General features: G+C 72.4%; 20 protein-coding genes, 1 tRNA gene and 2 pseudogenes. 11 read left to right on the forward strand and 12 right to left on the reverse strand.

Features of this window, described 5'->3' with window-relative positions:
* From AB0I21_RS43770 to AB0I21_RS43795, 6 genes and pseudogenes are all read right to left on the reverse strand, one after another.
* A pseudogene (locus AB0I21_RS43770) lies at positions 1-1792 on the reverse strand (hypothetical protein); the annotation flags it as partial.
* Positions 1793-2398: 606 nt separating this feature from the next.
* The gene (locus AB0I21_RS43775) at positions 2399-3466 is read right to left on the reverse strand and encodes a hypothetical protein (protein ID WP_360569758.1); all 1068 of its coding nucleotides are present in this window, start codon (positions 3464-3466) and stop codon (positions 2399-2401) included.
* A gap of 3 nt (positions 3467-3469) precedes the next feature.
* Positions 3470-4579, reverse strand: a complete 1110-nt coding sequence (locus tag AB0I21_RS43780) for an SPFH domain-containing protein (RefSeq protein ID WP_360569760.1) — start codon at positions 4577-4579, stop codon at positions 3470-3472.
* Positions 4580-4740: 161 nt separating this feature from the next.
* The gene (locus tag AB0I21_RS43785; RefSeq protein ID WP_360569762.1) at positions 4741-5691 is read right to left on the reverse strand and encodes a glycosyltransferase family 2 protein; all 951 of its coding nucleotides are present in this window, start codon (positions 5689-5691) and stop codon (positions 4741-4743) included.
* Between the two features lie 192 nt (positions 5692-5883).
* The gene (locus AB0I21_RS43790; protein WP_360569764.1) at positions 5884-6684 is read right to left on the reverse strand and encodes a class I SAM-dependent methyltransferase; all 801 of its coding nucleotides are present in this window, start codon (positions 6682-6684) and stop codon (positions 5884-5886) included.
* Positions 6681-7808, reverse strand: coding sequence for a glycosyltransferase (locus AB0I21_RS43795; RefSeq protein ID WP_360569766.1), 1128 nt, complete (start codon positions 7806-7808; stop codon positions 6681-6683). Before AB0I21_RS43795 ends, AB0I21_RS43790 begins: the two co-directional genes overlap by 4 nt.
* A gap of 94 nt (positions 7809-7902) precedes the next feature.
* Between AB0I21_RS43795 and AB0I21_RS43800 the strand changes: the two genes are divergently transcribed.
* Positions 7903-8901, forward strand: coding sequence for a lysylphosphatidylglycerol synthase domain-containing protein (locus tag AB0I21_RS43800; RefSeq protein ID WP_360569767.1), 999 nt, complete (start codon positions 7903-7905; stop codon positions 8899-8901).
* A 19-nt stretch (positions 8902-8920) separates the two neighbouring features.
* Here AB0I21_RS43800 and AB0I21_RS43805 read toward each other — a convergent pair whose 3' ends face one another.
* From AB0I21_RS43805 to AB0I21_RS43815, 3 genes are all read right to left on the reverse strand, one after another.
* Positions 8921-11086, reverse strand: coding sequence for a hypothetical protein (locus AB0I21_RS43805; RefSeq protein WP_360569769.1), 2166 nt, complete (start codon positions 11084-11086; stop codon positions 8921-8923).
* A 114-nt stretch (positions 11087-11200) separates the two neighbouring features.
* A complete protein-coding gene (locus AB0I21_RS43810; RefSeq protein WP_360569771.1) occupies positions 11201-12760 on the reverse strand; it encodes a hypothetical protein in 1560 nt (519 codons plus the stop codon).
* Entirely contained in the window at positions 12757-14307 is a 1551-nt protein-coding gene (locus AB0I21_RS43815; protein ID WP_360569773.1) for a DUF2079 domain-containing protein, read from the reverse strand. The genes AB0I21_RS43810 and AB0I21_RS43815 overlap by 4 nt, the downstream gene beginning before the upstream one ends.
* A gap of 99 nt (positions 14308-14406) precedes the next feature.
* Between AB0I21_RS43815 and AB0I21_RS43820 the strand changes: the two genes are divergently transcribed.
* From AB0I21_RS43820 to AB0I21_RS43830, 3 genes are all read left to right on the forward strand, one after another.
* Complete coding sequence (locus AB0I21_RS43820) at positions 14407-14721, forward strand: PadR family transcriptional regulator (protein WP_344500596.1); 315 nt, start codon at positions 14407-14409, stop codon at positions 14719-14721.
* Positions 14718-15569 (forward strand): hypothetical protein, encoded by an 852-nt coding sequence (locus tag AB0I21_RS43825; protein ID WP_360569775.1) that lies wholly within the window; start codon positions 14718-14720, stop codon positions 15567-15569. Before AB0I21_RS43820 ends, AB0I21_RS43825 begins: the two co-directional genes overlap by 4 nt.
* 84 nt (positions 15570-15653) lie before the next feature.
* Positions 15654-15781: transfer RNA gene (locus tag AB0I21_RS43830), tRNA-OTHER, on the forward strand.
* A 75-nt stretch (positions 15782-15856) separates the two neighbouring features.
* Here the strand turns inward: AB0I21_RS43830 and AB0I21_RS43835 are convergent.
* Positions 15857-16174, reverse strand: a complete 318-nt coding sequence (locus tag AB0I21_RS43835; protein WP_360569777.1) for a hypothetical protein — start codon at positions 16172-16174, stop codon at positions 15857-15859.
* Positions 16175-16328: 154 nt separating this feature from the next.
* Between AB0I21_RS43835 and AB0I21_RS43840 the strand changes: the two genes are divergently transcribed.
* Entirely contained in the window at positions 16329-17171 is an 843-nt protein-coding gene (locus tag AB0I21_RS43840) for a MarR family transcriptional regulator (protein WP_360569779.1), read from the forward strand.
* A gap of 12 nt (positions 17172-17183) precedes the next feature.
* Here AB0I21_RS43840 and AB0I21_RS43845 read toward each other — a convergent pair whose 3' ends face one another.
* Positions 17184-17747: a helix-turn-helix domain-containing protein gene (locus tag AB0I21_RS43845; RefSeq protein ID WP_360569781.1), complete on the reverse strand. Its 564-nt coding sequence runs from the start codon at positions 17745-17747 to the stop codon at positions 17184-17186.
* A gap of 59 nt (positions 17748-17806) precedes the next feature.
* Between AB0I21_RS43845 and AB0I21_RS43850 the strand changes: the two genes are divergently transcribed.
* Positions 17807-18205, forward strand: coding sequence for a nuclear transport factor 2 family protein (locus tag AB0I21_RS43850; protein ID WP_360569783.1), 399 nt, complete (start codon positions 17807-17809; stop codon positions 18203-18205).
* A gap of 735 nt (positions 18206-18940) precedes the next feature.
* Here AB0I21_RS43850 and AB0I21_RS43855 read toward each other — a convergent pair.
* Entirely contained in the window at positions 18941-19138 is a 198-nt protein-coding gene (locus tag AB0I21_RS43855; RefSeq protein WP_360569785.1) for a hypothetical protein, read from the reverse strand.
* 212 nt (positions 19139-19350) lie between these two features.
* Here AB0I21_RS43855 and AB0I21_RS43860 point away from each other — a divergent pair, with 212 nt between their 5' ends.
* From AB0I21_RS43860 to AB0I21_RS43880, 5 genes and pseudogenes are all read left to right on the forward strand, one after another.
* Positions 19351-20043 (forward strand): response regulator transcription factor, encoded by a 693-nt coding sequence (locus AB0I21_RS43860; RefSeq protein WP_360569787.1) that lies wholly within the window; start codon positions 19351-19353, stop codon positions 20041-20043.
* Between the two features lie 68 nt (positions 20044-20111).
* Positions 20112-20318: pseudogene (locus AB0I21_RS43865) on the forward strand (nucleoside monophosphate kinase); the annotation flags it as partial.
* A gap of 76 nt (positions 20319-20394) precedes the next feature.
* Positions 20395-20604: a hypothetical protein gene (locus AB0I21_RS43870; protein WP_360569870.1), complete on the forward strand. Its 210-nt coding sequence runs from the start codon at positions 20395-20397 to the stop codon at positions 20602-20604.
* Positions 20605-20670: 66 nt separating this feature from the next.
* Positions 20671-21114, forward strand: a complete 444-nt coding sequence (locus tag AB0I21_RS43875) for a hypothetical protein (RefSeq protein WP_360569789.1) — start codon at positions 20671-20673, stop codon at positions 21112-21114.
* 412 nt (positions 21115-21526) lie between these two features.
* The gene (locus AB0I21_RS43880) at positions 21527-23014 is read left to right on the forward strand and encodes an arabinofuranosidase catalytic domain-containing protein (protein ID WP_360569791.1); all 1488 of its coding nucleotides are present in this window, start codon (positions 21527-21529) and stop codon (positions 23012-23014) included.
* The last annotated feature ends 19 nt before the right edge of the window (positions 23015-23033 follow it).

The raw sequence follows: 23033 nt of genomic DNA on the forward strand, positions 1-23033 counted from the left end.
GACGCAGGATCCACTGGTCGACGTCCTGGTAACCGCTGCCCTTCCGCACCTTCGTGGTGACGGAGGTGAGCCGCTTGCTGCTCCAGAACGTCGGCCCCGACTGCCAGCACGTCCCGGACGAGGCGCAGTTCTGGTCCCACGGCGTGTCCGGCCAGTTCGTCTTGTCCTTGGTACCGCAGTTCGCGGTCACGCACCGGTCGGAGACACCGAAGTGCACCTGCGCCGGCGCCGCGACGCCCGTGTACGCCGAGTCCGTCCGCACACCGTTCACGACGGCCCGGTTGTCGGTGCCGTAGTCGATGCGCACCGGGTACGCGTCGCGGTGGTAGACGACCGGCGAGTTCTCCTGCTTGTTCTTCGCGTAGTAGTTCGTGTCCCGCGCGTACCACAGCGACGCCGTGTTGCCGTACACGTCCTCGATGTAGTCCAGGTTCCACCGGTACGCCTGCGTACAGAACGACGCCGCGAACGTGGCGGCCTTGCACGGCTCGCCCGTCTGGTTACCGGCGACCGGAACGGTCTGGACCGAGTTGGTCTCCAGCTTCCCGGCCGTCCAACCCTGCAACCGGGCCCGCCCGAAGTAGTACTTCGTCCCGTCCGCCGCGGTGACCTTCCAGTACTCGCCGTTGTCGTCGCCGTTGGTGTTGGCCCCGCCGATCACCTTCTCGATCCGGGAACCGTCGTCCTGGACCGGGTGCCACAGGCCGCTGCCGTCCTTGAGGAGCTCACCACCACCGCCGTTGAGCGACATCACCGCGTTGTCGGTCGCCCAGCAGAGGTCGCCGGTGTCCTCGGTGTTGTTCCCGTTGGTCTTGTCGTCCGCACAACCGACGTAGCGGCGCTCGATGAACCCCGTGTCGTAGGAGAAGCCCTCACCGATCCAGCCCGGCTGGTTGTTCGACGCCGCCTGCCGGCCGTCCACCGACTGCGACGAGTACGACAGGCCCACCGTGGGAGCCGGGCCACCGACCGCCGGCGGCACCCGCATCGGGTACGACCACGAGAAGCCACCCGCCGAACCACCGTGCGACCACGTCGACGACGGGGCAAGCGTCGTGGCGCCGAAGTCACCGGCACCACCCGACGGCCCCGCCGCCAGTGCCACCGTGACGTTGCCCGACGTCAGCTTCGACGCGGCCGCGGTCGTCACCGACGCGGGCAGCGTCACCTCACCGGACACCGTCTTGGACGTGACGTTGTTGTCCGACTTCACCGGGATCGGCCGGCACGCCGCATCATCCGGCGTCGTCTGGTGGCACTCCGGGATGACGAGCAGCCGCAACCGGCTCGCCCAGTCCGCACCAAACGCCGACTCGAACGCCGCGTAACTCGTCTCCAGCTTCACGGAGCCGGCGGTCGCCGCGCTGTCCGTGCGCGCGACCCGGAACATCACACCCTGCACGCCCGCCGCGTGGACCTCGTCCTGCGACAGCGTCTGCACCCGGACCTGCTCCGGCCCCTTCGCTCCCGCGATCACCCGCAGCGGGGAACCCGGCACGGACACCGCCGCGTCACCCGCGGAGGCGCTGCCGGAAGCCCGCAGCTGCGTGCGCGCCGCGGCGATGTTCACGTCAGCGGTCGCCGGCGCCGGCCACTGCACCGACTTCACCGTCGCCCGGCGCGCCGCCGCCGACGCCGTCCCCGGCTGCGGCTCCTTCACCGCCACCGTGCCACCCGGCACATCCTTGTAGCGCTGCGCCGCCTCAGGCTTCGTCACCTTCGGCGCCGCCTGCACGGGCGGCACGACGAGGTTGGTGGCGGCCAGCGACAGGATCGCCGAAGCGGCGACCACGCGCGTCACCCGCCCGAACAGCCGGCGCGACCGGCGTGGCAACAGTGGCAGAGCAGGGCTGAAGGACACGGTTCCTCCGCAGCAACGGGTGAGCGGCCACCGTCCACAAGAGACGGCGGCTGGGCGAGAGTCGAACGACGGCAGATGAAGAAGAGGAATCCGGCCGGCCTACGCCGGCATACAGCGCATCCCCGGACTCGATGTCGGCCGCTGTCTCGAGCGCAGCGCGCACCCATCACTGAACATGTGAAGCCTCCCCGTCAGGCCCATGCAGTCGCACCGGGATCAATACCCGGGCAGGGCGAAATCTAGGGGCTCGCATCCACCGAAGTCAAGGTCCCACCTTGTGTACCCGCCACGGCACCACCACCAACCGGACATTCATCCGGTCTCGTGCCGAACCCACGGCGGTCGATTGACAGGGCGGTCGACCTGCCCCTACGTTTCGCTCACTTCACTTTCGCGGGGGCCACAGTGATCAGACTTCGTCGTGCCGTGCATCGACACGGCTCCACCGAGCTCGTGCTGCTCAGACACGAAAATGAGGGCTTCCGCAGGCCTGCGACCTGTGGAAGCCCTCACGCTTTTCGGGACGGCGGGATCGCGCTATCGGCGTAGGACGAAGAACGCGACGATGGCGGCGATGAGCAGGACCGCCGCGGTGATGGCGGCGGCGATCTTCGCGGTGCTGTACGGGCGTTCGCCGGCCACCTCGCCCGTGCGGCCGTTGACCTGGATGTTGTAGGTCTTGCCGGCGTAGATGTAGCAGGCCAGCCAGACCGGCAGGAGCATCAGCTTGAAGGTCAGGTCGTGGTACTCGGTGTCGACGTGGTCGACGCGCTGCTCGTCGCCGCCGATGTCGTGGCGGCAGTCCTGCTCGATGGCCGGGGCGATCTTGCGCTTCGCCTGCTCCAGGCCGGTTTCGGGTTCGACGTCGTAGCGGAGCGTCTCGTGGCCCGCCAGGTACTGGGCGTGGAAGGGCTGGGCGTCGGGCAGTGGCCACGGCTCCAGGGCGTCGAGGTGCTCCTGGGTGACCTTGGTCGTGCCGGTCACGAGCACGTCGTCGAAGGTGCGCCCGACGGTGCCGCTCGCGTGGTGCCACCGGGTCTTGCGCACCTGGCGGGTCTTCGTCTCGCCGTTCTCGGTGTAGGTCTCCGTCACCCAGTAGTGCTCGCCGCGCTGGCCCTGGTAGTGCGAGACGGTGCGGGTGTCGTAGGTCCAGTGCGGCAGGTAGGTGCTCTTCGCGGACTCGGCCTCGGTGACCTTCTTCAGCCCGTTGGGCGCGAACCAGCGCGACGCCGCCCACGTGCGCAGCTGCTCACGCAGTTGCTGCTTGGTGAGGGTGAACGGCAGGACCGCCTCGGGCACGACCTGGTCGCCGGGGTCGACCTCGGCGACGACGGCCGCGCCGCAGAACCGGCAGCGGTCGGAGATCGCGTCGGACTCGGTCGCCGCGCCGCAGTTCTGGCACTTGAAGACGTGTTTGGCCAGCAGCGCGATCGGCTTGCGGGGCAGGCCGGCGAACTGGTTCCAGTCGTGCTCGGCGATCTGGCGGGTGGCGGGGGCGATCTGGGTCTCGTGCCCGCAGTACGGGCACCGCAGCGCGGTGGTGCCGGGCGCGAACTCGACGTTGGCGCCGCACCCGGCGCACGGGTACTGCGTCTGTGTGATCACGGCTCAGCCCTGCGGCGGCAGCGGCGGCGGGACGGCGGCGAAGAGCGCACCGAGCTCGGCGACCTGACCGGCGGGGGTCCACTGCGCCATGCCGTTCTTCCAGACCAGCGTGGTGCGGCTGACGCCGCCCGACCGGACCTGCGCGCCGAGCGCGTCGAGGTCGAACGGACCCGCCTGCTGGCCGTTGACGCCGGCGAACCACTGGTCCTGCTGCGGCAGTGGCGGTGGGCCGGCCGGCGGTGGAGGGGACGACACCGGCTGGTTGAGCGCGTTCGCCATCCGCTGCCCGGCGGCCATGCCCAGGCCCAGGCCGAAGCCCTCGCCGGCGCCGCCGCCCGGGTTGTTGGCGGCGTCCTCCATGGCGTTGGCGGCCTGGAACGTCGTGTATGCGTTCAGGTTGCCGACCACGCCCATGGAGGTGCGCTTGTCGATGGCCTCCTCGACCTCCGGCGGCAGGGAGATGTTCTCGATGATGAACTTCGGGATCTGCACGCCGTAGCCGGTCAGCTCCTCGGTCAGCACCCCGGCGAGCTTCTGCCCGATGACCAGCTGCTGCGCGGCCAGGTCGAGCGCCGGCACCTGCGCCGCCGCGAGGGCGCTGCCGAGGTGGCCGACGATGAGCTGGCGCAGGAACTCCTGCACCTCCTCGGTGCGGAACTGCGGGTCGGTGCCGACCAGCTCCCGCAGCAGCTTCGCCGCGTCGACGACCCGCAGCGAGTACGCGCCGAACGCCCGCAGCCGGACCATCCCGAACTCGGCGTCACGCATCATCACGGGGTTCTGCGTGCCCCACTTGAAGTCGGTGAACTGCCGCGTGTTGACGAAGTAGACCTCGGCCTTCCACGGCGAGTCGAACCCGTACTTCCAGCCCTTGAGCGTGGTCAGGATCGGCAGGTTCTGCGTCTGCAGCGTGTACGTGCCGGGAGTGAAGACGTCGGCGACCTGGCCTTCGTTGACGAACACGGCCGTCTGCGACTCGCGCACGATCAGCTTGGCGCCCATCTTGATCTCGTTCTGGTACCTCGGAAAGCGCCAGACGATCGTGTCGCGACTGTCATCGAGCCACTCGATGATGTCGATGAACTCGCCGCGTAGCTTCTCCACCAAACCCATGACGGGTGCTCCTTACTCCGCATGCACCGTTCACACCGCGGCCCGACCATAGAGAATCCCATGATCCTGGACAAGCGCCACAGACACTGTGTCGGCTTGTCGGCACTCACCGCAGCCACCTGACCCCCAGCCATCTGGCACGGCCGGGACGGGCGGTCCGTCTACGGCTCGGGCCGGGACCGCACGATGAGGTCGGCGAGCAGGGCGAGCGACCCGATGATCAGACCGGTCAGGAAGATCATGACGGTGTTGTTCGCGAGCCTGATCGGGTGGACCGCGAGATCGAAGATGCTCTTGACGACGCCGATCGTGACGAGCCACAGCGCGAGCGGCATGAGGGCCTTGAGTGGATCGAAGTACATCACCATCCGCAGGACCTGAAGGATGTACCGGTAGGCGTCGGCGATGAACCGGAACTTCGACGTGCCCGCGCGCTTCGCGTATTCGATCGGCACGTAGAGGATGTGATGCTGGTTGGACAGGAACGCCAGCGTGATGGTGGTGACGCAGGAGAACCCCGGGGGCAGCAGCCGCAGGTAGGGCTGCGCGACCTCGCGGCGGAAGGCCCGCATCCCGGAGTTGAGGTCGGGGATCGACTGGCTGGTGAGCCACTCGGCGATCTTGCGGATGACCCACTTCGCCGGGACCCGCAGCAGCTTGTGGCTGCCCTCCTCGGTGGTGCGCGCGCCGACGACCTGGTCGATGCTCGGGTCGTCGTGCAGCAGGCGGACGAGCTCGGGAATCCGGGTGTTGGGGTAGGTGAGGTCCGCGTCGGTCCAGACCACGATGGCGCCCGCGGCCATCCGGGACCCGAGCCGGCGGACGGTGCCGGATCCGCCGTTGCGGTGCAACGCGACGACCCTCAGGTGCGGGAACGACGGTTCGGCGGCGCGGAGCACCTCGAGGGTGGCGTCGGTCGACGCGTCATCGATCGCCAGCAGCTCGTAGGTGTAGCCGGACTCGTCGAGCGCGGCGCAGATCCGTTCGATCTCCTGGCGCACGTGCGCCTGCTCGTTGTAGCACGGCAGCACGACCGTGACGTCGAGGCTGCTGCTGGAGCGGGCCGGCACGCTCCCGCCGCCCGCGATCGGGACCTGTTCTGTCAACGTCACTGCTGCCTCACTCGTGGACGGTGGTGCCGGCACAGCGTGCCGTTTTGCGTTCGGGTGCGCGCCGCCGGGGCTACGGCACAGGGGGTGACCGTCACAGTAGGCCGCTCCGGTGCCGGTCGCGAACTTGGGCGGCCGCGGTGAGGCGTATCACTCGCCCCGCACTTGCCCGGGCGGCCGCGCGTTGGTGACGGTCTACGGCCCGGCCGGCCGGCGGGCCGCGGCGACCAGCCCCGGCCCGGTCTTCGGGAAGGCCCGTTGCAGCAGGCGGAAGGGTGCGGAGCCGCACCGGTTCAACGCGCCGCGCAGGCCGGACGAGGGCTGCAGGAGCCGCCCGGATCCGGCGCTGCGCTGCTGCGGTGACGTCGTGCCGGCCGCCCGGAGCCGTCTGCGGGCGATCAGGTTCCGGCCGCCTTCCAGCACGTAACCCAGCGGCATCCCGTAGTGACGGATCCGGACGTCGACGAGTCCGGCTGCGGTCAGCAGGCCGTGCAGTGGTCCGGGGTCGTACCGGCGGAAGTGGCCGACGAGCTCGTCCGCGGCGGCGTACCGGTGCTGGTACGCGGGCACGGACAGCAGCAGCAGGCCGCCGGGCCGCACCCGCTCGACCCAGGCGGCCAGCGCCGCGGTGTCGTCGTCGAGGTGCTCGAGCACCTCGAACGCGCACACGACGTCGAACTGGCCGGGCTCCAGCAGCTCGAGGCGGGCGTTGCGGACCTCTCCCCCGCCGGCGTGGCGCAGCCGCTGCTCCGCCACCGTGAACGACGCGTGGTCGGGTTCGATGCCGAGGTACCGGTACCGCTGGGCAAGCCTGGCGCCGAAGCCGCCCTGCCCGCACCCGATCTCCAGCACGTCCGTCGCGCCGGAGGACGGGAACAGGTGCATGACGGCGTCGTGGCGGAGCCAGCCGTTCGGGGACAGCGGCGCGACGGCGTCCATCCGCCAGGCCGACATCGGCGCCCGCGGTGGCCCGGACCGCACATTCGGGTCGCTCATCGACGCCCCCGGGCCGCGAGCCGTCCGGCGCCGGCGGGCTCGCCGGCGCTGAGCCGCTCCCACAGGGGCGTCACGACGTGTTCGGGGGTGAACCGGGCCTCGGCGAGCCGGCGGGCGGCCTGCCGCAGCCGGGCCGTCTCGGACCGGTCCGTGGCGAGCCGCCGCAGCGTCGTGGCCAGCGCGTGCGGGTCGCCGGCCGGGACGAGCAGCGCCGCGTCGCCGAGGGCGCGCCGCTGCGGCGGGGAGTCGGACGTGACCACGGCGCAGCCGGCGGCCGCGCCCTGGAACACCTTGTTGGGCACCACCCGCATCGCCTTGTCGCTGGTGCCGAAGATGCCGAGGCACACGTCGTGCCCGGCGACGAGCGCGGGAAGCTCGTCGGCCGGCACCCAGGGCAGCCAGGCGACGTCGGCGCCCTCGGCGGCGTGCCGGGTCGCCGCCTCGTCCTGCCCCTGCCCGACCATGGTGAAGGTGACGCCCTCCCCCGCCAGCAGGCGCGCCGCTTCGCCGATGACCGTGGCGCCCTGCAGCGGCGTGTAGAGGCCGAAGAACACCACCCGCAACGCACCACTGTCCGTGGCGTGTTCGCGGCCTGCCCCGAACCATGCCGAGGGAGCGCCGACCGCGACCGCGACGCTGCGGGCGTGGTGCCGCGGCGGAAGCGCGGCCCGGTGTTCGTCGGTGTCGACGACGATGAGGTCGGCGCGGCGCAGCGCGGCCCGGTCGACGGCGGCGAGCAGGCGGCGGCGCAGCCGGCCCCCGAGTCGGCGGTCCGCGGCGGTGTCCCCGGCGCCGGTCATGTGGTCCAGCACGATCGGCACCCGCCGGAACAGCAGCCGCGCCAGGTGGACGTCCAGCAGCCCGAGATACCCGACGACGACGGCGTCGACGGCACCGACGCGGCGGGCCGCCCGCGCCAGCGAGACCCAGCGCCGGGCCACCGTGAGGACCAGGCCGGGCAGGCGCCACGGCTGCGCCACCGCCGCCACCCGTGCGGCGGTGCCGACACCGAGCGGAGCGTTGCACTCCACGACGTCGGCGCCGTGACCGCGGAGCCCTTCGGCGAGCACGCCGACGCGTGGGTGCATCGCCGTGTCGTACGTGCCGAAGAACAGGACCCGCATGGCGCCCTAGCCTAGGTCATCGCCCGCGGCGGCCTTGGCGCACGTCAGCGGGGACTCCGGCGGCGGCCCGTCGCCAGGAGGGTAGGCTCGCCCGGTGCCTGATCGCGGAGCCGAAGCCGGGCAGCCACCCGCGAAGGCCGGCACACGGAGGCGCATCGCGTCACTCGTCGGGCGAGCGCTGACCAACCGCTGGACCAAGTGGTCGCTGCTCGGTGTCGCGGTGGTCGGCGGCGGTGTCGCCGTGGCGCGGCAGCGCGCCGACGTCGGCGCCGCGGTCACGCAGATCGGTGCCGGGGCGACCGCCGCCGCGGCCGCGCTCGTCGCCGTCGGCCTCCTGGCCACGATGCAGGTCTGGCGGACGCTGCTGGGCGGGCTCGGTTCGCCGTTGCCGGTCACCACGGCGGCCCGGATCTTCTTCGTCGGGCAGCTCGGCAAGTACCTGCCCGGGTCGATGTGGCCGGTGGTCGCCCAGATGGAGCTCGCCCACGCCCACCAGGTGCCACGCAGCCGCACCGCGACCGCCGCCGTCCTGACGATGGCGGTGTCGCTCGGCGCCGGCCTGGTCACCGCCGCGGTCGTGCTCGCGGCGGGTGCCGGGGCGGTGACCGAGCGGTACTGGTGGGCGCTGCTCGGCGTGCCGGTCCTCGGCCTGCTGCTGCGCCCGAAGGTCGTCAACGCCGTCGTCGGGATGGCGCTGCGGGTGCTGCGCCGCCCGCCGCTGCCCCAGCCGCTGTCCGGCCGGACGATCGTCGTGTCACTGGCCTGGGCGGTGGCGTCGTGGCTGCTGCTGGGCGCGCACGCGTGGCTGCTGAGCTGGCCGCTCACCGGCAGCCCGGGCGGGGTCGCGGCGCTGGCGGTCGGCGGTTTCACGCTGGCCTGGTGCCTGGGGTTCCTGGCGGTGATCACGCCCGCCGGGGCCGGCGTCCGCGACGTGCTGCTGGTCGCGATCCTCGGCGCGCAGCTCAGCACCGGGCAGGCGACCGCCGTCGCGGTGCTGTCCAGGGGCCTGCTGACCGCCGGTGACCTCGTCCTGGCCGGCGTGACGGCCGTCGCCGCCTACCTGGCCGGGCGCGACCCCGGCCGGTCACTGTGAGCGACGCGCCGACCTCAGGTCAGGGCCGGACCAGCCAGCACTCCAGCCGCCGCGGGTCGGTCCCGGTCGGGCGCCACGTGAGCACGTGCTGGTCCTCGCGGGTGTCCAGGTAGACGATCCGCTCCAGCGGCAGCCCGTAGGGCAGCAGCGTCAGCGTCGACGACGACATCAGCACCGGCACCTGGCCGGCCGCGCGGATACCGGCGACGACCTGCTGCATGCGCTCCACCGTCGGGTCCTCCAGGGCCGCCACGGGCAGGCCGCACTGGTTGCGGATCGTGGGTGACCACTGCGTGTCCATCATGACGACCGAGTCCGTCGGCCGCAGCGCCCGGCACACCGCGGCCGCGGCGTCCGGCTCGCCCAGCTCGGTGCGGTTCGGCCCGAGCCGCGCGGTGACCACCAACGCCGGTGCGGCGATCGCCAGCAGCACGACCAGCCGGGCGAGCGCACCCGTCGGCGTCGGCGCGAGCAGGCGTCCGGCCGCACGCCACCCGCCGGCCGCGGCCGCCCGGATGCGGCCGGTCTCACCCGAGCGGGTCAGCGCGGCGAGGGTCCAGGTGGCGAACAGCGCCACGGCGGGCAGCACCTCGACGACCAGCCGGCGGTCCGCCCACGGATGGTCGGGGGTGATCGCGGGGCGCAGCAGCGAGGCCACCCCGGATCCGCCGTACACCAGCAGGATCGGCAGGAAGCGCCAGCCACGGCCGCGGGTGGCGGCGTACACGACCCCGGCGGCGCCGATCCAGGCCAGCACCAGCACCGGCCAGCCCGTGTACCACGAGACCCAGGACACCGTCTGCTCCGCGTAGCTGCGACCAGGGTCGATCGGAAGCCCGAACTGCTCCTGATGCGACCTGACGTACTCCATCGTGTTGGCCGCGGTGATGGAGCGGTCGACGTACAGCAGCGGCCGCGCGGCAAGGAGCAGCCCCAGCACGAGGGTGCCGGCCGCGGCGACCGGCGGCACCCAGCGCCACCAGCGCATGGTCCGCACGTCACGGTGCCGGCGCCGCAGGAACAGCGCCAGCGCGGCGGTCACGACGGGCGAGAGCACCAGGACCACGATCATGAGCCGGACCGACGACCAGTTGACCAGCACGTACGGCCAGGTCACGAACCGGCAGTCGATGAACCCCAGGCCGCCGCCGATCACGGCGCCGCCGGCGAAGGGCCAGACACCGCCGCGCCGGCGCAGCCACCACCAGCCGATCGCGGGGATCATGAGGGCGAAGTCCACCCCCATGTCGAGGCGGACCAGCTCACCGGCGGACAGCAGCAGACCTGACAGCGCCATCGACCAGCCGACATCGCGGCGCGCCCCGGCGCTCCTCGCCGGCCCGCCCGCGCTCACTCCTGCGTTCCAGGCGCCGACGGCCAGGCACAGCCCGGCGGCGAGCATGAGACACGCCAGCGGTTCGGAGTACGTCGTCTGGCTCACCCGCAGCATCGGCCACGCCGAGCCCAGCAGCAGCGCGGCCACCGGCGCCCACCGCGCCCCGAACAGGCGCCCGGCCAGCCCGCCGACGGCGAGCAGGGCCGCGCCGCCGACCAGCGCCGGCAGCACGAACATCCCCTGCCAACCGGCGACCCAGTGGGCGGCGGCGAGCATCGTCGGCCAGCCCGTCATGAACTGCGGCACGATCATGCCGTCCTGCACGTAGAAGCCGGGGTGCGCGAACGTCAGTTGCGCCGCCGCGGCCCCGAAGGCGTCGACCGGCACCGGGGTGGTCAGGCCCGGATGGTCGCTCAGCCAGAGCCCGACCTGCGCGTAGGTGCCGGCGTCACGGTGCAGCACCGCCTGCTGGCTGGACCTCACCGCGGCGAACCCGGCGAACCCGGCGGCGATCGCCGACGTCGCCACGACCGCCGACCACGGCGCGGTGAACGACCCCGCGCCGCTGCGCCGCGGCAACCGCGTCGCCCACCGCACCAGCGGGACCGCCAGCACCACCGCGGCCGGCACCACGACACCCGGGCGGAAGTGTCCCGTCGCCGCGAGCGGCACCGCGACCAGCAGCCATGCCGTCACCGTCACCGCGGGCACCACCGCCAGCAACAGCAGCAGCCGCCCTGCCCGGGCGCTGTCCGCCGACGCGGCGTCGAGCAGACGACGGACTGCGGGGGCACGACGCGAAGGCGGGGCAGCGGGCTGCCCCGGCACGGTCGCCGCGGTAAACGACACGATGAACCAGACTCCACATCCTCGACCGGCGCGGACCGCCGCGGCACCCGATGTCCGGGACCGGCGATCCGCCGCGGAGAGCATAGTCGGATCAGCTGGGAACCGACCGGGACGTCAGCGCCCCGTCTGGTGACCGGGCGCCTGGAGCACGGTCAGCGTCGCCAGCGGCTCGGGTCCGACCGCGACCTCGTCCACGCCGCCGCGGGCCAGGGCGGCCTGCCAGGCGGCCCGTTCGTCGGCGTTGACATGGCTGCGCACGAGCCAGATCCGCCCATTCGCGCCGGCCAGCCGCTCAGCTGCGGCGACGAGGTCGGCGACCGCGGCCGTGTCGCGTCCGGACGCGACGAGGATCCGGCTGCCGGCGGCGTACGAGACGTACCATCCGGTGGCCATCGGGCCACCACGCCGCAGCAGCGGCAGGTCTTCGGACCAGTAGTACGCGAAGCCGAACTGGCCGGACATGTTCACGGCGATCACGTCATCGGGCCGGCGGTGCGACGCGACGTATGCCACCTGGGCACGGACGTCCTCGCCGGGGTCGCCTGGGGCCGGCGGGTGCAACAGCACGCGGCCGTTCGCCATCGCGTACGCGGACACCGCGGTGACGACCAGGACCGCCGCCACCACGCTCCGGGTCCGTGCCCGTGCCGGCAGGCGGCCGGTCAGGTCGGCCGCCGTCCGCACCAGGCCGGTCCCGGCCACGACAGCGGCGACGACCAGCACGAAGTGCGACGTGCGCTGGTCCAGCAGCGGATACACGCCTGCCAGCGCCGCCGCGACGGCGATCACCGGGATCAGCAGCAGCGCCAGCGCTGTCGCCGGCCGGCGCAGCCGCGCGACCGCCACCACGCCCACCGCCGCCGCGGCGGCCACCAGCTGCCACGGGGCGCCCAAGGCCGGCGTCAGCTCCGCCAGCCGGGTGCCCAGGTAGGACGAAAGCCCGCTGACCGTCGGGAAGAACCCCGACCAGTAGCCGGCGAGCGCGTCGTTGCGGTTCGGCCGGTCGAGCACCACGTACACGAGCAACGCCGCCACCGCGGTCCCGGCGCTGACCAGGGCGGTGTCCCGCAGCCGGCCCCGGCGCACGCCGACGGCCGACGTGAGCAGGAGCGCGCCGAGCACCGCCGCGCCGATGAGCGCCGCGGGATGGCTGAACAGCATCCCGGCCACCACGCCCGCCCCGACGAGGACCAGGTGGCGCCGGGACCAGGCCGACTCCAGCCACGCGGTCATCGCCAGCAGCAGCAACGCGACCGCACCTTCGGCCGTGTACTGCTTCAGGTCGTGGCGCACCACCTGTGCCGGGATCAGCAGCGTCGCGGCGCCCGCGGCCAGCCCGGCGGCGACCGCCCAGCCGCGGCCCGGCCAGCCGAGGCAGCGCCCGAAGGCGTAGGCGGCCAGCACCGAGCCGGCGAGGAACAGCAGCGGGATCAGCCGCTGGAGCTGCCCGCCGCCCGGCACCGACCAGACCAGCAGCGTCCATCCGAGCGGTGTCGACGCCGTCACCCACGGCAGGTCCGCCAGGGGCGCCTTGGCCGCCAGCGCCACCCACGACTCGTCCAGCCAGTAGGGAGCGTCCAGCGCCGGGCCGATCCGGTGCACCACGGGCACGGCCGCCAGCAGCCCGCCCACGGCGACGGCGTCCTTTTCGATTCCGGGCTCCGCGCCGCTCACGATCCGCCGCACGGTGGTGCGGGCGGGGCCGTCAGCCGCGGCACCGCGTCCGGGTTGTGCAGCACGACGAAGTCACGCTCCCGGAAGACGACCCGGTAGCCGCTGCCCTGCAGCAGGTCGACCCGCGCGCGCTGGTCGTCGAGGCCGCAGAACGGGAACTGCGGGCGGGCGACGTCGGCGACCACCCACGGGGCCCAGCGGGGGATCCGGTCCCACAGCAGCACCTGGGTGCGGCTGCTCAGGCGCGGGCCGAGACTGGAGGCGGTCTCCACCAGCGCCCCGTCCGGGACCTGCGCGGCCGCGTGCTCCATCGCCCGCATGTCGTCGGTCCACCGCCACTGCGACGGCCGGGCCAGCTGACCGAACGCCGAGCCCGGCAGCGCCAGTACCGCGGCGACGACCACCACGGCCGTCCAGACGGTGCCGGACCGGCGCATCCGCCGGTGCCGCGCGAGCCGGGCCGCCCCGTCGACACCCGCGCACAGCAGCGGGACCACCACGAACGCGTTGTAGTGCGCACCGGTGTCCCACCAGCCCGGCGACTCCGACAGCATCCGCTCGGCGATCAGCGGCAGCGTCACCGCCAGATACGGTGAGACCAGCGGCGTCAGTCCGGCGACCGCCAGCAGCATCAGCATCGTGTGCGTCTTCGTCGCCGGGTTGAAGAAGGTGTACAGCGCATCGCCCGGCTGGCTGACCACGTGCCACAGCACGGCCGGGACGGTCGGCCCGAAGTGGTCGTACGACCAGTAGTAGTCCGACCGGCCGCCGAACGCGGGGATGACGACCTGGGTGGCCAGGACCGTGTACGCCGGCCCGCCGAGGAGACAGCCGAGCCCGAGAAGCACGTCACCACGCTGTCGCGGCCGGCCGCGCTGCGGCAGCAGCAGACACACCCCCACCCCGGCCAGCGCCAGCCCCATGTCCTCCTTCACGAGCAGCAGCGCCGCGCAGGCCAGCGCCACGTGCCGGCGCCGCCCGCAGCCGTGCCGGTAGGCGGACAGCTGGTCGAACAGCACGGCGAACAGCAGCGGGGCGAACGCGACCTCGTGGAAGTCGAACCCGACGGCGCCCGCCACCGGCCACGACAGCGCATACGCCACCGCCACCCCGTAGGCGGCCGTGACACCCAGCTCACGGTGCGTGAACCGCCACAGCGGCACGACCGCGCCGGCCAGCAGCACGGCCTGCGCCACCAGCAGCGTGCGAGGGTCGTCGTACACCAGGTACAGGGGCGCGAGCAGCACCAGCAGCGGCGACACGTGGTCGCCGAGCACGCTGAAGTGCGGCCCGAACCCGTTGTGCACGCCCTTGACGATCGCCACCGGCAGATGCCCGTGGGCGTAGGAGCGCACCGCCTGGTCGAAGATCACCAGGTCGTACGTGGCCGAGCGCCACGTGCGGAACCGGTTGAGGGCGAGCACCGAGTAACACAGCGCCGCCGCGACCACGATCGCGGCGACGGCGACGCGGTGCGCGGACCCGGTCGTCCGCCGTGCCGGGGCCACGGCGTCGCTGACCGCCGTGGCCGCCCCGGAGCTGGTCACGGTCGCATCAGCCCGGCCACCGTCATGGCGGCCAGCGTAGCGCTTGACGGTCACTACTACGTCCTGCGATGCTATGTGGGACGTAGTAGTGGAGGTGGCATGTCCGGACTCACCGAGTTCGGCCGGTTCTCGGAGCCGGCGTTGCTCGTGCTCGTCAGCCTCGCCGAAGGCCCCAAGCACGGGTATGCGATGCAGGACGACATCGCCGCCATCACCGGCGACCGCCCCGGCCCCGGCACGCTGTACGGGGCGATCCGCCGCCTCGAGGACCTGGCGCTGATCGAGGCCCTGCCGGAGCGGGAGCGCCGCAAGCCCTACCAGCTCACCGCCGCCGGCCGGGCGGCGCTGCAGGCGGAGCTGTCGCGCATGCGGGCCGTCGCCGGCACCGGCCTGCGCCGGTTGGCCCTGTCGTGAACCGCGCGGTCCGGCTGGTCATCGCCCTGTACCCGCGCCACTTCCGGGACCGGTACGGCCCGGAGATCGCCGACCTGCTCAGCCACTCCCGGCGGCCGCTGCGCGACCTGGCCGACGTGGCACGCTGCGCGCTCGCCGAACGCGTGCGGGCACTCACGTACGCCCGGCTGCGCCCCTACGTGCACGCGACCACCGGCCTGATCGCGGCCCCCGTGGCCTTCGCCGGCGCCTTCCTCGTCTTCTACACCCTCTGCGCGTGGCTGTTCGCGGCCGGCGCCGCCGTCGCCGGCGCATCGCTCACCGCCGGGTCCGCGCGCCTCGTGCCGGCACTGGCGGCCCTGCCGGTCGCCGCCGGTGCGGTCTGGCTGGCCGGCCACGCGCGGCTGCCGTTCACGTCGGCGCTCGCACCGGCCGGGCTGACCCTCGGCGCCCTGCCGGTGATGCTGCTCGTCACCGATCTCGGCAGCTGGCCCGTGACCGCCGCCGTCGGCGCCTGGGGCCTGACGACCTGCGCACTGTCCACAGTGGCCACCGCCCAGACCCGCCGGGGACACCGCCGCCGCGCGGTGCTCACCATGGCGTTCGGCGGCCTCCTGGCCTGCGAGCTGGCGGTCGCCGCGTACAGCCTGACGGTGTCCGGCTCGATGGGCACGGCGGTCGCCGCCTACCCGGTCACCTCCCTCGGCATCGACCCGTCCCTGATGGGCGACCCGACCGGCCGCGTGGCCGACGCGATGGCGATCCTGCCCGCGCTGCTCACCGCCTGCACCGCCTACGCCCTCGGCCTGGCCACCACCACCCGCCCCGACACCTCGACGCCCGCTCCCACACCGCAGGAAGCCACCTGAGCCACACCAAGCCCGACGCCCCCTTCGCCGTCGCCGTCGAGAAACTCGGCCGCGCGGCCGGCGAGATCGCACCAAACTGAGTTCGGACCGGTGGCAGAGCCGGGCTATTGCGGCGCTCAGAGTCGAATGCCGGGCACGCCCGGGCGACTCGAAGGCGCGTGGGGTCGCTGGCGTGCCAAGCCCCACCGGGGGTTCAAATCCCCTCCGGTCCGACAGCACCCCTGACCGTGCGACGCATCCAGCGGCGCTCGCGTTCCAGTCCGCCACCACCGCGGGTGCCGGGGCTGTCAGCACAACGGCGATCGGTACAGCACCTCGACGTACATGATCTCGTCGTGGACGGCATCGAGGATGAGGTAGCCCGGCCACGGTGCGTCGAGGCAGACGTTGCGGTGGCCGACCCCGTAGGCGCCAGCCGGCTTTGCGGCGGTGTAGAAGCTCTGGCAGAAGTCATCGCCGCAACCACAGACTTCGACCACGCGCAGCCGGTCGACCTGGTCGGTCAATCGATCCTCGCCCTCGGCGGCCAGCGCTGCGGCGAGCTCGGCCGTGAAGACCGGCCACGTAGTGCGCAGGAGTGGTGCTTCAACTGCCCGGCCGCCCACGAGGAGGAGGCTACCCGCCGGTTGAGTCGAAGCAGGGGGGTGCCAGAACGATTTCTTGTAGAGAAACCTGTCGGATCGTGGCGGGGTCGTTCGTAGCAGAGGTGAGTGGTCCCGATCGCGGGGTCGCCGTTCTCGATCACAGGAGATGGTCCGGATGCAGTCCTTGGTTCCCGTGGCCGGCGACACCGCCCGCCGCCTGCACCGGCTCGTGGAGCCGATCCACCTGGTCACGTACTTCGCCGACGAGCCGGACGTCGCACTCATGGCGCTCGGGCTCCGCAACACCTGGGACGCCTACTTCGCCGGGCGGGCCGCGCCGCTGGGCCGGGTCCCGGCCGAAGTGGTCGACGCCGTCTTCTACAACTTCGCCGCCGGTGAGGTCGCCCGCCACATCCCGCACGTCTGGGACATCACAACCCCCGAGGCGGCGGCCGCCGCCCGCCAGCAGGGCAGCGCCGCGGCGCTGCGGCGGATCCTCGGCGATCTCGCCGACTCCGACCCGCTCGTGCGCGCCGCCGACCTGGCCACCAAGGCGGCGACCAGCGCCCCGACGGAGGGACGGGTTCTGTACGCCGCGCTGCGGACGCTGCCGGTGCCGGAGGAGCCCGTGGCCCGGCTCTGGCACGCGGCCACGCTGCTGCGCGAGCACCGCGGGGACGGTCACAATGCCGCCCTGGTCGCCGCCGGCATCGGCGGGACGGAGGCTCACGTGCTGCACGCGCTGTCGGAGGGCATGCCCGCGGAGAAGTACGGCAGGGTCCACCACCTGCCCGCGGAGCAGCTGGCCGCGGTCGTGGACGGGATGCGCGTCCGTGGCCTCGTCGACGGTGACGGCTCGCTCAGCGACGCCGGCCGCGAGACGAAGCAGCAGATCGAGGCGATCACCGACGACCTCGCCTCGGCGGCGTTGGCCGTCCTGGAGCCGGGCGAGCGCGACCGGCTCCTCGCCGACCTCGAACCCATCGTCGCGGTGCTCGACGCCGCCGGCTCGCGATAGCCGGCGCGACGCTCACCCGTCGTGCCGGGCGGTCAGACCGTTGCGGAGCACCGCGACGAGGCGGCGTGCGTTCTGGGCGTCGGTGGTGAGCGCCGCACCGCTGGCGAGGGCCAGCACGTCGGAGGCGGTGATGTTCGGCCGGAGCGCCGGTTGAGCGCGCCGAACCAGGGCGGTGGCCGTGGTGGTGATGGCGGCGTGCCACTCCTCGAACATCGGTGTGCGGCGACCGTCCGGGACGTCGGTGGCCGCCAGGGCGAGCGGGCGCTTGGTCGCCACGTGCGCGACGAACGCGTCGAGCCAGGTGAAGAGCGCCTCGACCGGTGCGGGGGCGGCGAGGAGCTGGTCGCCGTGCTCGCACAGCGCCGTCACCTCGTCGGCGTACAGGGCGGCGAGCAGCTCGGCGCGGGTGGGGAAGTGCCGGTACAGCGTCGCGTTGCCGACGCCCGCGCGCCGGGCGACGTCGTCGAGGGCGACCTCGCTGCCGACCTCGGCCACGAGCTCACGAGCGGCGGTGAGCAGGCGCTCTCTGTTGCGTTGCGCGTCGGATCGAGGCCGGCGCTTGCTATCCGGGGACATCCCCGAATATGGTACGGCAAATAAACGGGGACATCCCCACTTCATCGGAGGGGTGCACGATGCTGAGCACCGAGGACCGGTTCGCCATCGAGGACGTCATCAACCTGCACGGGCACCTGGCCGACCGCGGCGACTTCGACGGCATGCCCGACCTGTTCATCGAGGACGTCACGTACGACGTCACCGCCCTCGGCGGCGGCGTGCTCGCCGGGCTGGCCGGCGCGCGGGACGCCGCACTCGCGCTCGGCGAGGCGAACCCCCTGGCCCATCACGTCACGAACATCGTCCTCGACGAAGCGCCGGACGGAACGGTCCAGGCCCTGTCCAAGTACCTCGGCGTCATGACGGACGGGTCCGTCGCGAGCGGAACCTACGAGGACACCCTCAGGCATGGCGACGACGGCTGGAGGATCACGCACCGGGTCGTCCGCCCCCGCCGCGTCCCCCTGCAACCATGACGATGCCCGCCGGACCAGCCGACCGATCATGCGCGTCGGACGGGTGCGGTGCCGAGGCCGCACGAGGCTGACCCGCACGCGCCGCAGGCTGCGGTGATCGGCCGGGATGCCGGCGGCGGCCAGGTCGTACGTCCAGCTGTTCGACTCGGCTCCGTAGAGGACGTCGGCGACGGCGTCGGCGACGCCGTAGTTGGAGTATCCGGAGAGTTCCTTGTGGAGGGTGTACGTGTCGGGGCCGCCGCCGACCGTCGGCAGCGGGTCGGTGTGGTACTGGCTGGCGGCGTGCGCGGCCGTTGGAGCGAAGGTGAGGATGAGTGCGGTCAGCGCGGCGACAGACGGCCATCGCGGTCGCATCGTCGTTCCACCGTGGCCGTGGTCGGCGGCATCGCGGCCCTGGTCAGTGCGGAGCAGTCGCAGCGGGGTCTGGTGACCGCGGTCGTCGTGGCGAGCGTGTGCTGGTCGGCGCTGTTTCGCGGTGATCGCGGTGCGGCGCGGCCTGCTGGCGTGGCTGATGATCGGCGACCTGGTACTGACCTGCGCCCTGTGTCTCGCGCAGGGCCGGCTCGTCGCGGCCGCGATCCTGCCGGGCGGGCTCAGCTGGATCGCGGGGCTGGCGACCATGAGCATCGTCGTCGCCAACTTCGCGTGGCGCCCGCGGGTGGCCGCGCCCGCCGGGCTGGCCGTCGCGGCGAGCCACCTGGCCGGGGCGCAGCTGGCGCACGCCGGCGACGGCGGCTACGTCTCCGCGGGGATCCAGGTCGTGCAGGTCATCGCGACCGGCACGCTGATGAGCGTGCTGCGCCGGGCGGCGCACGACGCCGACGCGAGCCTGGCCCGCAGCCGGGAGGCGCAGCGCACCACGGAGGCGCTGCGGGCGCGCCGGGCCGAGGAACGGGAGCAGAACCGGCGCATGCACGACACGGTGCTGGCCACGCTCACCATCGTCGGTACGGGAGCGCTGGCGGAGTCGTCGGCCGTCCTCCGCGAACGGGCGGCGGCGGACCTGACGGTGATCGCGCAGGTCGGTCCGCCGGTCGCCGCGGCCGTGCCGGTCGCGCTGCACGGTCACCTGCGGGCCACGGTGAGCTCGCGCTCACGACGCATCCAGACATCGGTACCGCCACCTATCGCCAAGGGAACCTGCTGTGGATCGAGACCCGCTGGCCCGCAAGATCACTGTCGCCATCGTCGAGGACCAGCCCGTAGCCGTGCAGGGCATCACGTCATGGATCCAGGCCGACCCGCAGCAACGCATCGAGCTTGTCGCGGCGGGCCCGGACCTGCCCTCGGTGCTGTCCGGCCCCGGCCGCGACGCCGACGTGCTGCTGCTCGACCTCGAGCTCGGCGGCGTGATGGTCACCGACCAGGTCGCGGGCATCTGCGCCGACGGGATGCGGGTGGTCGTCTTCTCCAACCACGACGACACCGCCACCATCAACACGGTGCTCGAGGCCGGCGCCGCGACGTTCATCGCCAAACACGAGAGCGGCGAGCACTGCGTGGAGACGATCGTGGCCGTGGTCACGGACCGGCCGTACGTGACGCCGTCGGTCGCCGGCGCGCTGCTGGCCAACAACGACCGGCAGCGTCCGCAGCTGTCCGAGCAGGAGCGCACGGCACTGCTGCTGTGGTTCCAGTCGATGTCGAAGGCGTCGGTCGCCAGCCGCATGGGCATCAGCGAGACGACGGTGAAGCAGTACATCGACCGGGCCCGGGTGAAGTTCGCCAAGGTCGGCCGGCCGGCCGCCACGAAGACCGCCCTGCTGGCCCGCGCCATCGAGGACGGCCTCATCCGGGCGGACGACGTGGGCGAGTACCGGTCCCGCGCCCGTCAGTGAGCCGCCGCCGACAATCGTGGAGGTACACAGTGCGCGAGATCGCCGTGGTTGCGGGACCTGGTGTCATCATGGCGGCCGACGAGTTGGGTGAACGGCTGCGCCTGACGGTCGTCAACGCCGGCGACATGGTCCGCGACCATGTGCAACGGGCGACGCCGGAGGGCCGGCAGATGGAGGTGTACGTCCGCGCCGGCGCGGTGGTCCCCACGGACCTGGCGACGGACGTGGTCTGCGCCGCCCTGCTCGAGTCGCGCCGCGACTGGCTGCTGTGCGGCTACCCAAAAAACGGTCGACCAGGCCGAGGCCCTGGCCCGACGCGGGTTCGAACCGCAGGCATTCATCGAACTCGTCATGACCGCCGAAGACGTGAACAGCCCCGGCTTCTGGCTCGCCGAGTATCGACGCGAGGACACCCTCCGGGCGCTGCCGAGGTACGAGGCGCTGATGGAGCCGGTGCGGTCCCACTTCCGCGCTCGTGGCACGTACCGCAGCGCAGCCGGCTTCGGTGCGCACGAGGATGTGGTGGCGAGGCTGCTCGCCGTCATCGCCGAATCTGGCTGACGATCACATGGGTAACGCGACGCCGGCGCGGGCATCGAACAAGGGCCGCTTGTCTACGCTGGCCGGATGGCCGTGCCGCAACGCATCCCGATCGCCCATGACGCGGGCCACCGCACCGACACCATCGGGCGCTACGCAGGCGGCTCGTTCTACGCGGCGGTGCACGGCGCCGACCGTGACGTCGACGACCCGGCCGAGACCGTCGGGTGGTACGCCTACGTGCACCGCTTCGACCACAACGGCCGGCACGAGGCATCCAGCATTCGCCGGATCGCCCTGAGCCGCTACCTCACCGACCCGGCCGCCGCCGACCGGATCCTCGCCGCGCTCCTCAACGAGCTCGACGCGCCACGGTTCGGAGACATCGCCATCCAGCCGTTCCGCTTCACCTACGACGGTGTCCTGTTCGGCCTGATCGACGAGTCCGACCCCGATCGCGGCGACTGGGCCGAGCTCTACCCAGACCGGCTCGGCTTCAACCCGCCGTGGGACGGCAACTACAGCACCTGACCAGCCGCGCGAGCCACGCCGTTCGCCTGGCCGGCCCTCGCGGGATCGCGTCGGGAAGGCGCTGATCCAGGTGCTGACCATGCTCGCTGTCGCGCAGGCCGTGGTGTTCCTCGTCGCGGACGGGCCGACCCCGCTGACGTCAGCGGCGCGGCCGGGTCAGTCGTGGACGCGGCCGAAGCCGCCGCTCCACGCGCCACCCCTCTGCCGCGGCCGGCGGGCGCCGAGCGTAGCGGAAAGATCCGTGCCGGTCGGCCGGGTCGGCGACTGGGGTAACGCCACTTGACATCGTCTATGTGAGCGATAACACTCAGCCTCGAAACGCCAGGGGCCCCTGAGTCGGATTCGAATGTGATCGCTCACATGAAGGCAGCCTCCGCCAGTACGGCTGCCGACACCCCGGGAAAGGCGCACCATGCATCTCAGGTCTCTGCGGCGCACGGCACTCGCCGCCACCGCTGCCACGGCGATCGTCGCCACGGCGCTGGTCGCACTGTCGACCACGGTCGCGCAGGCGGCCGGCACGGGCCCCTGCGACATCTACGCCGGCGGCGGCACCCCCTGCGTCGCCGCGCACAGCACCACCCGAGCGCTGTTCGGCTCCTACAGCGGCTCGCTCTACCAGGTGCGGCGCTGGTCCGACGGCGCGACGTCGAACATCGGCGTGCTCAGCGCCGGCGGCTACGCCAACGCCGCCGCGCAGGACTCGTTCTGCAACGGCACCTACTGCACGATCGTGCGCATCTACGACCAGACGTCGCGGCACAACGACCTCACGATCGCCCCCGGCGGCGGCGCCAACCCGACCGCCGACCAGGGCGCGAACGCGGCGGCGCTGCCCGTCACCGCCGGCGGGCACAAGGTGTACGGCGTGTACATCTCGGCCGGCAACGGGTACCGCAACAACAACACCAACGGCGTCGCCACCGGCAGCCAGCCCGAGGGCATGTACATGGTGACCGAGGGCACCCACGTCAACGACCGCTGCTGCTTCGACTACGGCAACGCCGAGACGAACAACATGGACACCGGCAACGGCGACATGGACGCCATCTACTTCGGCAACCTGTGCTGGTTCTCCCCCTGCTCGGCCGGGCCGCGGGTCGCCGCGGACCTGGAGAACGGGCTCTTCGCCGGCGGCAACGGGTCCTGGACGGCCAACACCGGCCGTAACAGCGCGTTCGTGACCGCGATGCTGAAGAACAACGGCACCACGACGTACGCCATCAAGGACGGCAACGCGCAGTCCGGCGGCCTCGCCACGCGATACGACGGCGGCCTGCCGACCCAGTCCGGTTACCGCCCGATGACCAAGCAGGGCGCCATCATCCTGGGCATCGGCGGCGACAACAGCAACGGCTCCGTCGGCTCGTTCTTCGAGGGCGTCATGACCAGCGGCTACCCGAGCGACGCCACGGAGAGCTCGGTCCAGTCCAACATCGTCGCCGTCGGGTACAGCAAGAGCGTCACGTTCCCCGTCAACGGTGCCACGTACCGGCTGACGAACCTCGCCAGCGGCAAGGTCCTCGACGCGGTCAACTGCGGCACCGCCAACGGCACGCAGATCGACGTGTGGCAGGCGCTGGGCAACACGTGCCAGCAGTGGCGCTTCAACAGCGTCGGCCCCAACAAGTGGACGATCACCAACGTCAACGCCAACAAGGTCCTCGACGCCGTCAACTGCGGCCTGGCGCTCGGCACCGCCACCAACCTGTGGCAGTCGCTGGGCAACACCTGCCAGCAGTGGGCGGTCATCCCGGCCGGCAACGGCCGCTACGAGCTCGTCGTCGAGAACAGCGGCATGGTCCTGGACGACCAGAACTGCGGCACCGCCAACGGCACCAAGGTGCAGCTGTGGATGTGGCTCAACAACACCTGCCAGCTCTGGCAGATCGCGGCGTAACGCCCGCGGTGGGTGGCGC

Source organism: Dactylosporangium sp. NPDC050588 (assembly GCF_040654975.1).
Lineage (GTDB): Bacteria > Actinomycetota > Actinomycetes > Mycobacteriales > Micromonosporaceae > Dactylosporangium > Dactylosporangium maewongense.